12 protein-coding genes are annotated in these 13366 nt (G+C 71.2%); 9 read left to right on the top strand and 3 right to left on the bottom strand.

The features are described from left to right. Positions 1 to 53 precede the first annotated feature (53 nt). The 4 genes from ACFZBD_RS12570 (at position 54) to ACFZBD_RS12555 (ending at position 3827) form a co-directional block, all read left to right on the top strand. On the top strand, positions 54 to 632 hold the full coding sequence (locus ACFZBD_RS12570; RefSeq protein ID WP_391139328.1) for a SprT-like domain-containing protein: 579 nt from the start codon (positions 54 to 56) through the stop codon (positions 630 to 632). A gap of 107 nt (positions 633 to 739) precedes the next feature. Beyond that, positions 740 to 2359, top strand: coding sequence for a TerD family protein (locus ACFZBD_RS12565; protein ID WP_391139327.1), 1620 nt, complete (start codon positions 740 to 742; stop codon positions 2357 to 2359). A gap of 13 nt (positions 2360 to 2372) precedes the next feature. After that, positions 2373 to 3053 carry an AIM24 family protein gene (locus ACFZBD_RS12560; protein ID WP_391139326.1) on the top strand — a complete coding sequence of 227 codons (681 nt, stop codon included), beginning with the start codon at positions 2373 to 2375 and terminating at the stop codon, positions 3051 to 3053. A gap of 18 nt (positions 3054 to 3071) precedes the next feature. Next, positions 3072 to 3827 (top strand): AIM24 family protein, encoded by a 756-nt coding sequence (locus ACFZBD_RS12555; protein ID WP_391139325.1) that lies wholly within the window; start codon positions 3072 to 3074, stop codon positions 3825 to 3827. 98 nt (positions 3828 to 3925) lie between these two features. Here ACFZBD_RS12555 and ACFZBD_RS12550 read toward each other — a convergent pair whose 3' ends face one another. Together ACFZBD_RS12550 and ACFZBD_RS12545 are read right to left on the bottom strand one after the other, a co-directional pair. Then, positions 3926 to 4459 (bottom strand): NUDIX domain-containing protein, encoded by a 534-nt coding sequence (locus ACFZBD_RS12550; protein ID WP_391139324.1) that lies wholly within the window; start codon positions 4457 to 4459, stop codon positions 3926 to 3928. Next, positions 4456 to 5982 (bottom strand): zinc-dependent metalloprotease, encoded by a 1527-nt coding sequence (locus tag ACFZBD_RS12545; RefSeq protein ID WP_391139323.1) that lies wholly within the window; start codon positions 5980 to 5982, stop codon positions 4456 to 4458. Before ACFZBD_RS12545 ends, ACFZBD_RS12550 begins: the two co-directional genes overlap by 4 nt. Positions 5983 to 6176: 194 nt before the next feature. On the opposite strand from ACFZBD_RS12545, the gene ACFZBD_RS12540 reads away from it, so the two are divergent. The 4 genes from ACFZBD_RS12540 to ACFZBD_RS12525 all read left to right on the top strand — a co-directional run bounded on the left by ACFZBD_RS12540 (position 6177) and on the right by ACFZBD_RS12525 (position 9467). Then, positions 6177 to 7286, top strand: coding sequence for an NAD-dependent epimerase/dehydratase family protein (locus tag ACFZBD_RS12540; RefSeq protein ID WP_391139322.1), 1110 nt, complete (start codon positions 6177 to 6179; stop codon positions 7284 to 7286). Positions 7287 to 7365: 79 nt separating this feature from the next. Beyond that, the gene (locus tag ACFZBD_RS12535; RefSeq protein ID WP_391139321.1) at positions 7366 to 7827 is read left to right on the top strand and encodes a molybdenum cofactor biosynthesis protein MoaE; all 462 of its coding nucleotides are present in this window, start codon (positions 7366 to 7368) and stop codon (positions 7825 to 7827) included. 237 nt (positions 7828 to 8064) lie between these two features. Next, on the top strand, positions 8065 to 8304 hold the full coding sequence (locus ACFZBD_RS12530; RefSeq protein WP_391139702.1) for a hypothetical protein: 240 nt from the start codon (positions 8065 to 8067) through the stop codon (positions 8302 to 8304). 74 nt (positions 8305 to 8378) lie between these two features. Next, positions 8379 to 9467, top strand: coding sequence for a PDZ domain-containing protein (locus ACFZBD_RS12525; RefSeq protein ID WP_391139320.1), 1089 nt, complete (start codon positions 8379 to 8381; stop codon positions 9465 to 9467). 132 nt (positions 9468 to 9599) lie between these two features. On the opposite strand, the gene ACFZBD_RS12520 is transcribed toward ACFZBD_RS12525, so the two are convergent. Next, on the bottom strand, positions 9600 to 10157 hold the full coding sequence (locus ACFZBD_RS12520) for a PPA1309 family protein (protein ID WP_391139319.1): 558 nt from the start codon (positions 10155 to 10157) through the stop codon (positions 9600 to 9602). A gap of 135 nt (positions 10158 to 10292) precedes the next feature. On the opposite strand from ACFZBD_RS12520, the gene ACFZBD_RS12515 reads away from it, so the two are divergent. Next, positions 10293 to 13316, top strand: coding sequence for a UPF0182 family protein (locus tag ACFZBD_RS12515; RefSeq protein ID WP_391139318.1), 3024 nt, complete (start codon positions 10293 to 10295; stop codon positions 13314 to 13316). Positions 13317 to 13366: the final 50 nt, after the last annotated feature.

Genomic DNA, 13366 nt, shown 5'->3' with positions numbered 1-13366 from the left:
GAACCGACCCGCAGGCGGGACTTCCCCCGCTGACAGCGGGTAACGTCGGGCCCGTGCCCGCCGACCCACAGCGCAGCGTGACAAGGAAGCCGCCGCCCCGCGGCCCGGGGACCAGTGCGGTCGAGGTCCGCCGCAGCCCCCGGCGGAACAGGACCGTCTCCGCCTACCGCGAGGGCGACCGGACGATCGTGCTGATCCCGGCCCGGATGTCCGAGGCCGAGGAGCAGCGCTGGGTGTCGGTCATGCTGGACAAGCTCGCCGCCCAGGAGAGCAAGCGCGTCCTCGGCGACGCCGAGCTGAACGAGCGGGCCGAACGGCTCTCGGAGCAGTACTTCGACGGCCGGGCGCGCCCCGCCTCCGTGCGATGGGTGACCAACCAGAACACCCGCTGGGGCTCCTGCACCCCGTCCGAGGGCAGCATCCGGCTGTCGCACCGGCTCCAGGGCATGCCCGAGTACGTCGTCGACTACGTCCTGGTCCACGAGCTGGCCCACCTCCTGGTGCCGGGCCACGGACCCCGGTTCTGGCGGCTCCTGGAGGCGTATCCGCGCACCGAGCGTGCCCGGGGCTACCTCGAAGGCGTCGTCGCCGCCGACCGCCTGCCGCACCTCCCCGGCGCCCACGAGGAGTGACCGCGACAATCCTGTACCGAATGTGTACCGGCTTGGCTCAATGTCACAGACAGCCGTTAGCCTGACGCGACGCATTCACATTTCGGGATGGGGGACGGTCGTTACGCATGGCCAGGGAATTCCAACGCGGCCACAAGGCCAAGATCAGTGATCTGACACCGGGGACCGATCTGTACGTGGGTGTGCAGATCGCGGCGCCCGGGCTGTCCTTCGACATCAGCTGCTTCGGCCTCGACGCCGACGAGCAGCTCTCGGACGACCGGTACTTCATCTTCTTCAACCAGCCGAAGTCGCCCGAGGAGTCCATCCAGCTGCTCGGCGCCCAGTCCGGCGACACCGAGTCCTTCCGCGTCACGCTCGACCGCATCCCGGCGAACATCCACAAGCTGTCGTTCACGGCCACGATCGACGGCGCCGGCCAGATGTCGCAGATCGGCCCGGGCTACATCCGCGTGGTGGCGGGCGGCGAGGAGGTCGTCCGGTACGCCTTCACCGGCGCGGAGTTCACCACCGAGCGCGCCGTGATGCTCGGGGACTTCTACCTCAAGGACGTCTGGCGGTTCGCCGCCGTCGGCCAGGGCTTCGACGGCGGCCTGGACGCGCTGCTGCGGAACTTCGGCGGCGAGGTCGCCGAGGACCAGCCGGCCGCGCAGCCCCCGCAGGCCGCGCCGGGCTTCGGCGCGCCGGCGCAGGCCGCCGCCCCGCCCGCCTTCGGCGCCCCGGCCCCCGCGCCGCACGTGCCCCAGCCGGCCCCCGCGTTCGGTGCTCCCGCGCCGGCCCCGCAGGCCCCGGTGCACGCGGCGCCCACGATGGCCGCGCCCCTGGCCCCGCCGCCCGCCCCCGCTCCGGCGCCGTACGGTCAGCCGCCGCAGCCGCAGCCGCAGTTCGGTCAGGTCCCGGGCCAGACCGCACCGCCCGCCGCGCCGTCGCCGTACGGCCAGCCGGCCCCCGCCCCGTACGGGCAGCAGGCCCCCGCTCCCTACGGTCAGCCCGCGTTCGGCCAGCAGCCCCCCGCGGGCATGCCGCCGGCCGGCATGGGGGTCCCCCAGGGAGCCCCCGCCGCCGGTGCCGGGCTCGCCGCCGCGCTCCAGCCGTACAAGGAGACGGCGACCGGGGCCCGGTGGACCCCGCAGAACCAGCAGCTCATGCGGGTCGACCTCGCCATGGGCGGCGTGCCCGTCCTCGCCCGCCAGGGCAGCATGGTCATGTACCAGGGCAAGGTCGACTTCGGCCACAAGGGAGCCGGTTTCACCGGCCGGATCGTCGGCAACGCCACCGGCCAGGAGATGCAGCTGATGCGCTGTACCGGCCGCGGCCAGGTCTTCCTCGCCGAGGAAGGCGCCCACCTGCACCCGATCGAGCTGCAGGGCGACGGCATCTGCGTCTCCGCCGAGAACGTCCTCGCCTTCGACGAGTCGCTGCAGTACGAAGTCCGCAGGATCGAGGGCCACGGCATCCCCGGCGGCGCGCTGTTCACCATGCAGTTCCAGGGCACCGGCACGGTCGTGGTGAAGACCCACGGCATCCCCGTGGTGCTGCCGGTCACGCCGACCACCTTCGCCGACTGCAACGCCGTCGTCGCCTGGTCGTCCGCCTCGCAGGTGATCCTCTCCAGCCAGGTCCGGCTGCGCCGCAACGCGTACCCCGGCCACAGCGGGGAGACCGTCAACCTCCAGTTCCGGGGTGCCCCCGGCAACTTCATCGTCGTCCAGCCGTACGAGGTCTGAGGGAGCCCGAACCATGAACCAGCAACTCGCGGGCTTCGCCCCGACCCCGATGGCCGCCCGCATGGAGAACCACGGCCGCGCCATGCTCAAGGTCGCCATGGCCTCCGGCCAGGACCTGTACGCGCGCACCGGCTCGATGGTCGCCTACGAAGGCTTCATCACCTACGAGCCCAACCCGCCCGCCGTCCGCCAGGTCGCGCAGGCGTGGGCCACCGGTGAGGGCGCGCCCATCATGAAGTGCTCCGGCGACGGACTGCTCTACCTCGCCGACTACGGCGCGGACGTCGTCGTGATCAACCTGAACAACGACTCCCTGTCGGTCAACGGCTCCAACATCCTCGCCTTCGACGCCCACCTCCAGTGGGGCGTCGAACGGGTCAAGGGGCTGGCGAAGTTCGCCGGCCAGGGCCTGTTCAACGTCGAGATCGCCGGTACCGGCTGGGTCGCCCTGACCTCCCGGGGCACCCCGATCGTCGTCGACTGCGGCCGCGGCGAGGACGAGACGTACGTCGACCCGGACGCGCTCGTCGCCTGGTCGCCGGCGCTCAAGGTCAAGGGCAAGCGCAGCTTCAAGGCCTCCTCCCTGATCGGGCGGGGCAGCGGCGAGGCCTACCAGATGGCCTTCTCCGGCCAGGGCATCGTCGTCGTACAGCCGAGCGAGGACAGCACCGACCGCCTGCGGATCCGGGGCTGAGGGGGAGCGAGAACAACCATGCAGAGCCCGCTTTTCAACCACGCCGAACAGCAGAGCCAGGAACGGTACGTCGTCCAGAACCCGCAGCTGCTGCGGGTGGCGCTCACCGGCCAGGACGACATCCTCGCCCGCAAGGGCGCGATGGTCGCCTACCAGGGCCTCGTCGACTTCGACGGGGAGTACCAGACGCCCAGCCAGCGCCGGTCCCGCGCCAGGACCGGCGAGGGCCTCGACCTGATGCGCTGCTCCGGCCAGGGCACGGTCTATTTCGCCAACCTCGCCCAGTACGTCCACGTCGTGGAGGTCGAGCAGGAGGGCATGACCGTGGACAGCTCCTACGTCCTGGCGCTGGACTCGACCCTGCACGCCGAGGTCATCGCCGTGGACAGCCAGTACGGCATCTCCGGCTCCGGGAAGTACCAGCTCAACATCTCCGGCCGCGGCAAGGTCGCCCTGATGACCTCCGGGCAGCCGCTGATGATGCACGTGACGCCCGACAAGTACGTCAACGTCGACGCGGACGCGATCGTCGCCTGGTCCACCGGGCTGCGGGTGCAGATGCAGGCGCAGACGACGAACTCCAACGTCCGCCGCCGCCGCGGCGACACGGGCGAGGGCTGGGAGCTCAGCTTCCTCGGACAGGGCTTCGCCCTGGTCCAGCCCAGCGAGGTCATGCCGCCGCAGAACGCCGCCATCGGCCAGGGCCTCGCGGCCCAGTTCGGCGCGGGACAGCACGGCGCACACGCGCAGAACCAGAACAACGCCTGGAACTGAACACCGCGCGCGTGTCAGGGGCGGTCGCCACGGCGACCGCCCCTGACACGCGTTCCGCACGCCCTCACGTCACCCCGCGCCGGCGGCGGGGAGGTTCGCTACAGCCGGGCGAGCGTGGCCTCCGTCAGGCGCACCACCGACGCGTCGGCGACGGCCGCCACCTCCTCGTACGCGTACCAGCGCAGGTCCAGCGACTCGTCGCTGATCTCCGCCACCGCGCCGGTCGGCGCCAGCGCGGCGTACTGCACGTCCAGGTGCCAGTGGCAGGGCGCGGGGATCGGGTGCCGGTCGAGCCGCACGGGGCCGCCGGGCAGCAGCGTCAGGCCGGGGATGCCGGACTCCTCCGTCGCCTCCCGCAGCGCCGCCGCGGCCAGTGTCGGATCCCCCGGCTCGCAGTGGCCGCCCATCTGCAGCCACATGCCGAGCTTCCGGTGCAGCGTGAGGAGGACCCGGCCCCGCTCAGGGTCGACCACCAGCGCGCTGGCCGTCAGGTGCCCGGCCCCGCACGCCTTCCACATGCCGTCGGGGTGGGCGTCCAGGTGCTCCAGATAGACCCGGCGCAGCTCTTGCTGGGCCTCGTCCGCGCTGTCGTACGCCTTCAGGACGAGGCCGGCGTCTTCGTGCAGGCTCACGTCGCGTCGTCGCCCTTGCCGTCCTCGGAGCCGCCCTTGCCGGTCTCGCCCTCGTTCTTGGCATCGTCCTCGGCGTCGCCCGTGACGCCGCCCTTGCCGGCGTTCCCGGTGCCCGCGCCGCGGTCGCGCTTGTCGGCCGCCTCGCCCAGCATCTTGTCCAGCTCCGAGAAGTCCAGCTGCTCGCGGTGGACGAAGCCGTCCGGGTCGTCCAGGTCGGACGCCGTCGGCAGCATGTCCGGGTGCTCCCAGAGGTCGTCGCGCGCGTCGACACCCCGTGCGTCGGTGAGCGAGGCCCACAGCCGCGAGGCGTCCCGCAGCCGGCGCGGACGCAGCTCGAGACCGATCAGCGTGGCGAAGGTCTGCTCGGCCGGCCCACCGCTCGCCCGGCGCCGCCGCAGCGTCTCCCGCAGCGCGCCCGCCGAGGTCAGCCGCGACTTGGCGGCCTCGTGGACCACCGCGTCGACCCAGCCCTCGACCAGCGCGAGCGCCGTCTCCAGTCGGGCCAGGGCCGCCTTCTGCTCGGGCGTGTCCTCCGGCTGGAACATGCCCTGCTGAAGGGCCTCCTGCAGCTGCTCGGGGTGGGTCGGGTCCAGCTGGCCGACCGCGTCCTCCAGCTTGGAGGTGTCGACCTTGATCCCGCGGGCGTACCCCTCGACCGCGCCGAACAGATGTGCCCGCAGCCACGGGACGTGGGCGAAGAGCCGCTGGTGGGCCGCCTCGCGCAGCGCCAGATACAGCCGCACCTCGTCCTTCGGGACGCCCAGGTCCTTGCCGATCGCCTCGACGTTCAGCGGCAGCAGCGCCGCCTTGCCGGCCGGCCCGAGCGGCAGGCCCACATCGGTCGAACCGACGACCTCGCCCGCGAGCGCGCCGACCGCCTGGCCGATCTGCTGGCCGAACATGGCGCCGCCCATGGAGCGCATCATGCCGATCAGCGGGCCCGCCATGGCCTGCATCTCCTCGGGCAGCACATCGCCCATCGCCGTGCCGACGCGCTCGGCGACCGGGTCGACCAGCTGCTGCCACGCGGGCAGGGTCGCCTCGACCCACTCCGCGCGGCTCCACGCCACGGCCGTGCTCGCCCCGGACGGCAGCGACGTGACACCGTCCAGCCACAGGTCGGCGAGGCGCAGGGCCTCCTCCACGGCCGACTTCTCGGCCGGGCCCACGCTCGCGTCCTTCGTGCCGTCGGCGGTGCCCTGCGCGACGACCTGTCGGGCGATCTGCTTGGCCATGTCCCAGTTGACGGGACCGCCCTCATAGCTCAGCATCTGGCCGAGCTGCTGGAAGGCCGCGCCCAGGTCGTTGGGGTTCAGCGAGCCGAACATCGCCGCGAACGGGTTGTCGGCGCCGCCCTGGCCGCCGGGCAGACCGCCGAACCCGAACGGATTGGCCCCGAACGGGTTGCCCCCGCCCTGGTCACCGGACCCCTGGCCACCTCCGGCGGGGTCCTTCTTCTTGCCCTCGTCGCCGTTCTCCGGCTCCTCCGGCGGAAGGCCGAATCCGAATGGGGTGTCACTCACAGGTTTCCTCGGCTCGTAGGGCCGTCGGCTTCCTGCCGACGGCGACTGCCCTTTTCTCCACACCACCAGCGTAGACATCCGGGCCGGATATGGGCTCGGTGCTCCGCCGGGCCGTGGCCTGCGGCAGGATGGACGCCACCTGGTACGTACGCGTCATTCGGGTACGTACTGAAGACAACCGCTGGAGACGCCCGGTGAGTTCCCCAGATCCTCAGGTTCGCGCAGCGCGAAACCACTCGACCCGGTCCGCCGGGCGCGGCCCCGTCGTCGCGGTCACCGGCGCCGCCTCCGGGGTCGGCGACCTGCTGACCAGGCGCCTTGCCGCGTCGGAAGAGATCAAGCGGGTCGTCGCCATCGACGAGCGGCGCGGCGAGGTCGCCGAGGCGCAGTGGCACATCCTCGACGTCCGCGACCCGGCCATCGCCGAGAAGCTGCGGGGCGCGGACGTGGTCGTGCACCTCGCCGTCGACCTCGATCTCGAATCCGACGCCGCCGCCCGAACGGCCTACAACGTGCGCGGCGCCCAGACCGTCCTCACGGCCGCCGCCGCGGCCGGGGTGCACCGGGTGGTGCTCTGCACCTCCGCGATGGTCTACGGCGCCCTGCCCGACAACGACATCCCGCTCTCGGAGGACGCCGAGCTGCGGGCCACCGCCGAGGCCACCGGTGTCGGCGACATGCTGGAGATCGAGCGGCTCGGCCGCCGCGCGCCCCGTGCCCACCCCGGCCTCCATGTGACGGTGGTCAGGCCCGCCGTCCTGGTCGGCGGTACGGACACGGCCCTCACCCGCTACTTCGAGTCGCCCCGGCTGCTCGTCGTCGCCGGATCCCGCCCCACCTGGCAGTTCTGTCACGTGGACGACCTGGTCAGCGCGCTGGAGTACGCGGCGCTCGGCAAGGTCGAGGGGGAGTTCGCGGTCGGCTGCGACGGCTGGCTGGAGCAGGAGGAGGTGGAGGAGCTGTCCGGGATCCGGCGCATGGAGCTGCCCTCCGCCGTCGCCCTCGGCGCCGCCGCGCGGCTGCACCGCATCGGCCTCACCCCGTCACCGGCCGGGGACCTCGCCTACACCATGCACCCGTGGGTGGTGAGCGTCGGAAGGCTGCACGACGCGGGGTGGCGGCCCCGCTGGACCAACGAGGAGGTGCTCGCCGCGCTCTTGGAGGAGGTCGAGGGCCGGCACACCCTCGCGGGCCGGCGGCTCGGCCGCAAGGACGCGACGGCGGCCGGCGCGGCCGGTGCGACGGTGGCGCTGCTCGGCACGGCGGCGCTGGTACGGCGGGCACGGAAGCGGCGCGGCCTGTAGGACCCTCCTACGGAGGGTCGGGACAGCCGGTCGAAACCGCAATTCCGGGATGTCCGTGCGGTACGGCACCATGGGCACCATGGCACGCACCCATGACCACCCCGGCGAGCAGGCCGCCGCCGACCCGATCAAGCTGCTCGCGATCCGGGAGTCCCCGCTCTCGGTCGACGAGGTCTTCCGGGCGGTGGGCGACGCCGCCGCCGGCGGCATGACCCTCTTCGTGGGCACCGTGCGCAACCACGACGGGGGCGCCGACGTCGACGGGCTCGGTTATTCGAGTCATCCGTCGGCCGAGGCCGAGCTGCGCCGTGTCGCCGAGAAGGTCGTCGCCGACTATCCGGTCCGCGCCCTGGCCGCCGTCCACCGGGTGGGTGACCTCGGCATCGGCGACATCGCGGTCGTCGTCGCGGTCTCCTGCCCCCACCGCGGCGAGGCGTTCGAGGCCTGCCGCAAGCTCATCGACGACCTCAAGCACGAGGTCCCCATATGGAAGCACCAGAAGTTCTCGGACGGCACCGAAGAGTGGGTCGGCTCCTGCTGAGCCTCGGGCACAGGCCTGCGGGCCCCTGCCTCGGCACCCCCGGATGGAGTACGCGGAAGCGTGGGGCGCGGTGGGCGGGGTAGGCGGAACGCCTGGCAAGCCGCCGCGCCGACGGACCGTAGCCGAACGCCCGATTTGCGTAACCGAGGCCCCGGCGGCAGCGTTGAAGCAGCGGATCGTTAATCTGCTGATCGGCCGCACGGCCGGTGCGGTCGCTCACGGGGATGGGAGGTCGGGATGGCAGCGCTCACTTGGTTGCTCATACCGCTTTTCGCAGTCGTCGGCTCGGCGATATGGGGAAGCTGGGCCTCGCGCGACAAGACCACCGGAGACGTCGCCGAACTCGCCGGCTACGCCCGCTTCCGGGACGCGATGGAGCGCTCCGCCGCCGGCACGACGGGCGAGCTGACCGAACTGACCGAGGTCGCGCCGACGGCTGCGTCGTCCGCCGTGCGCAGCAGCCACGTCTCCGGCTGAGGCCCCTCCGCCGCCCGCCTCGTACGGACCCGCCCCACAGGTGCACTCACAGACCGGTCCCGTACTGTCGTTCCATGCCACGCCGCACTGCGACGATGCTCGCCTCCACCCTGGTCCTCATCACTCTGCTCTGTGTGGGCGTCTTTGTCCCGGTGCCGTACGCGGAGATGAGCCCCGGTCCCACGGTCAACACCCTCGGCGAGGCCCGCGGAGAGCCCGTGCTGCAGATCTCCGGTCGCCGGACGTACCCGACCGACGGGCACCTCAACATGACGACCGTCCGCGTCACCAGCGCCGACTACCGGATGAACATGGTCGAGGCGATCTACGGCTGGCTGGCCCACGACAACGTGGTGGTCCCCAAGGAGACCCTCTACCCGGACGGCAAGACCGAGGAGCAGTCGACCCAGGAGAACGCCGAGGAGTTCTCCCAGTCGCAGGAGAGCGCGAAGGTCGCCGCCCTCGGTGAGCTGGGCATCCCGGTGACCACCCGGGTCGTCGTCGCCTCCGTGGTGAAGGACAGCCCGGCCCAGGGTGTGCTGCACGCCGGAGACGTCATCAAGGCCGTCGACGGCGCACCGGTGAAGGAGCCCGGCGACGTCGCAGGGCAGGTGACCAAGCGCAAGCCCGGCGAGAAGGTCGTCTTCACGATCGTTCCCGCCAGGGACGCCGCCGCCGCGGAGAAGGCCGGCAAGGAGCCGACCACCACCCGCGAGATCACCCTGACCACCGCCAAGTCGAAGGAGGGCGACCGGGCCATCGTCGGCATCCAGGCCGGCACCGACCACGTCTTCCCCTTCACCGTCGACATCAAGCTCGCCGACGTCGGCGGCCCCAGCGCCGGACTGATGTTCGCGCTCGGCATCGTCGACAAGCTGACGCCCGAGAGCCTGACCGACGGCAAGTTCATCGCCGGCACGGGCACCATCGACGAGACGGGCAAGGTCGGCCCGATCGGCGGGATCGAGATGAAGCTCGTCGGCGCCAGGAACGCCGGCGCCCGCTACTTCCTCACCCCGGCCGACAACTGCGAGTCCGCCGCCTCCGACATCCCCGAAGGCCTCACCCTCATCAAGGTGAACACCATCAAGGACGCGACGGCGTCCCTGGAGAAGCTCCGCGCGGGCGACACCAAGGGCCTGCCCAGCTGCTCCACGAGCTGAGCCGCCCACCCCCGCACGCGAGGGGGCGCCCCGGTCACCGACCGGGGCGCCCCTTTCCGCGTACCCAGCTCCATGAGGCACCGTACGGGCTCGCACGGACGCCCCGGACAAGGCCGCGGGCAGCCCCAGGGATCAGGACTCGAACGTCGCCGCCAGGGCGCCGGCCAGACCCGGCACCAGATCGGCACCCGTCAGCACCTCGTTCGGCGAGTCCTTCTCGCGGAGCCGGATCGCCGCCTCGCGCGCGCCGTCCCGCAGGACCGCCACCGTCATCCGGACCTCCTGGCGGTCCGGGTGGCGCGCCACCCACCTGCCCAGGCCGGCCTCGTCGAGACCGTCCGGCACGGACGCCTCGGCCGACGGCGGCAGCATCAGCCGCTCCACGGTCAGCGCGCAGCCCGCCACCGCGTCGGGCCAGGCGATCGTGCCGAGGAACTCGTCGAGGGGCTTGCCGGCCGGCAGCTCCTCCTGCTCGATCGGGGTGTAGGCGGCGGCTGCCGCGCCGTCCTGGAGGCCCAGCTGGGAGGCGAGTCCCGGCTCCTGGGCACGCAGTCGGGCGGTGTCGACCAGGGCGAAGAGCCGGGCCGGACGGTCCCAGCCGAGGCCGGAGGCGTACTCGTCGATCTCGAGCACCGCGCGGGTGAGGGGGCTGGCGGCCATGGGGGTGCCGGAGGGGGAAACATTGGACATGGATGACATCCTGCCTCCTCCTGCCCCGAAGACGGGAACTAGGTAAAGCCTCAGTAAGTTGCACCAGTGGGCTCTACGATCGCGGGGCCTGCTTATCGACGCATCAACCTCGAGGGGCGCACGTTGGCTTTCCAGATGCCGGACCGCGGAGGCGGCGGCCCGTCCGGGCCAAGGATCAGAGTCGGCCGGCCGTCCCGGCGGGCCCGCACCCTGCTCATGACGTTGGGCGTGCTGGCCGTTCTGGCCATGGCGTTCGTCATGTTCGCCGGGTTCTGGACGGACTGGCTGTGGTACCGCTCGGTCCAGTACTCGTCCGTCTTCACCACCACCCTGTGGACCAAGGTCGGACTGTTCCTGGTCTTCGGGCTGCTCATGAGCGTCGTCGTCGGCCTGAACATCTGGCTGGCGCACCGCCTGCGGCCCCCGCTGAGCGCGATGTCGATGGAGCAGCAGAGCCTCGACCGGTACCGCATGGGGCTTGCCCCGTACAAGAAGTGGGTGCTCCTCGCGATCTCGGCCCTGATCGGCCTGATCTCCGGAGCCTCCGCCTCCGGGCAGTGGCGCACGTGGCTGATGTGGGTCAACGGGGTGCCGTTCGGCCAGAAGGACCCGCAGTTCGGCCTGGACGTGGCGTTCTACGCCTTCGACCTGCCCTGGTACCGCTTCCTGCTCGCCTTCGGCTTCGCCGCCGCCGTGCTGTCGCTCGTCGCCGCCGCGCTGACGCACTACCTGTACGGCGGACTGCGCGTCACCAGCCCCGGCGCCCGCGCCACGGCCCACGCGACCGGCCACCTGTCGGTCCTGCTCGGCGTCTTCGTGACACTGAAGGCCGTGGCGTACTGGCTCGACCGGTACGGCCTCGCCGTGAAGTCCAGCGACTTCAAGGCGGCGGGCAACTGGACGGGCCTGCGCTACGTCGACGCCAACGCCTACCTGCCGGCGAAGACGATCCTGTTCTGCATCGCGGTGATCTGTGCCCTGCTGTTCTTCGCGACGCTCTGGCGGCGCACCTGGCAGCTGCCGGTGATCGGCTTCGGTCTGATGGTGCTCTCGGCGATCCTGATCGGCGGCCTGTACCCAGCCATCGTGCAGAAGTTCCAGGTCCAGCCGAACGAGCAGGCCAAGGAAGCGGCGTACATCCAGAAGAACATCGACGCCACCCGCAAGGCGTACGCCATCGACGGCACGAAGCCGGAGAACTACTCCGGCAAGTCGACCGTCAAGAACAAGAACCAGCTCCGCACGGACGCCGACACGGCGGCCAGCTACCGCGTCCTCGACCCGAACATCGTGTCGCCGACGTTCCAGCAGCTGGAGCAGAAGCGGAAGTACTACCAGTTCCCGACCACCCTCGACATCGACCGCTACGCCGGTCAGGACACCGTCGTGGGCCTTCGTGAGCTCAACATCAAGGGCATCCCGAAGCGGAACTGGATCAACGACCACTTCACGTACACCCACGGCTACGGCGCGATCATGGCCGCGGGCACGCAGACGGACGCCAACGGCTCCCCGATCTTCACCGAGGCCGGCCTGCCGACCACGGGCAAGCTCGGCCCGTACCAGCAGCGGATCTACTACGGGGAGAAGACCGACCAGTACTCGATCGTCGGCGGCCCGCAGAAGGAGCTGGACTACGAGGACAACGGCGAGAAGACCACCAGCTACGACGGCAAGAGCGGGGTCGACCTCTCCAGCACCTTCAACCGCGCCGCCTACGCGGTCGCCTTCAGCGAGCCGCAGATCCTCTACTCCGGGGCCATCGGCGAGGGCTCGCGGGTCCTCTACAACCGCACGCCCAAGGAGCGCGTCGAGGCGGTCGCCCCGTGGCTGACCATCGACGGTGACGCCTACCCGGCCGTCGTCGACGGCCGGATCCAGTGGATCGTCGACGCCTACACGACCACCAACGGCTACCCGTACGCCTCGCGCACCACGCTCGGGGAGACCACGGCCGACGCGCTGACGGTCGGCAACCAGCAGCGCGCGGTGGTCGCCCAGCAGAACCAGGTCAACTACATCCGCAACTCGGTGAAGGCCACCGTCGACGCCTACGACGGCTCGGTGACCCTCTACCAGTGGGACACCAAGGACCCGGTCCTGAAGACCTGGATGAAGGCGTTCCCGGACACCGTGGAGCCGCGCTCGGCGATCAAGCCGAGCCTCATGCAGCACCTGCGCTACCCCCAGGACATGTTCAAGGTCCAGCGGGAGCTGCTCACGCGGTACCACGTCACCAACCCGGCGCAGTTCTACAGTGGTTCGGACGCCTGGCAGGTGCCGGACGACCCGACCAACAAGGACGGCAACGCGGTCCCGCCGTACTACCTGAGCATGAAGATGCCTGGGGACACGCAGCAGCGGTTCTCGCTCACGACGACGTTCACCCCGAACGGCCGGCCCAACCTGGGCGGCTTCATGGCGGTCGACGCCGACGCGCGCAGCAAGGACTACGGCCGCATAAATCTGCTGAGGGTGACCTCTGATGTCCCGGGCCCCGCCCAGGTGCAGAGCAAGCTCAACGGCCTCCCGGACGTGGCCCAGTTCGTCCGGGACATGAAGGGCGCCGACTCCGACATCCAGTACGGCAACCTCCTGACCGTGCCGCTGGACGGAGGCTTCCTCTACGTCGAGCCGGTGTACGCCCAGGGCCGCAACGCGCTCTATCCGCTGCTGAAGAAGGTCGCGGTGTCGTACGTGGACGCCGACCAGCCGGCCGGTGACACCACCAAGGACACCACGGTGTTCGAGAACAACCTCACCGAGGCGCTGAACAAGGTGTTCGGAGTCGACGGTGTGGCACCGCCGCAGCCCGAGCAGCCGGGCACGACCCCGCCGACGACGCCGAGCACGAACGACGCGGCCCTGAAGCAGGCCATCGCCGACGCGCAGAAGGCGTACGACGACGGTGAGGCCGCGCTGCAGAAGGGTGACTGGGTGGCCTACGGCAAGGCGCAGGACGCCCTGCAGCAGGCGCTCGAGAGGGCGGCGGAAGCCGGGGCCAAGCTGAAGTCGGAACAGCCGGCGGATCAGAAGCCCGCCGGCCAGAAGCCGGCGGACAAGCCGGCCGACCAGAAGCCCGCGGACCAGAAGCCGGCCGGCAACGCCCCCAAGCCGGGGACGACACCGTCCAGCAGCGCGAGCCCGCCGAGCGGCTGAGAGGCCTGGTCAGGCACCACCCCCGCGTCGTGATACCTTAAAGACACAAC

This window comes from Streptomyces sp. NPDC008121 (assembly GCF_042957155.1).
Lineage (GTDB): Bacteria > Actinomycetota > Actinomycetes > Streptomycetales > Streptomycetaceae > Streptomyces.
This window is presented reverse-complemented; position numbering and strand designations above follow the sequence as displayed.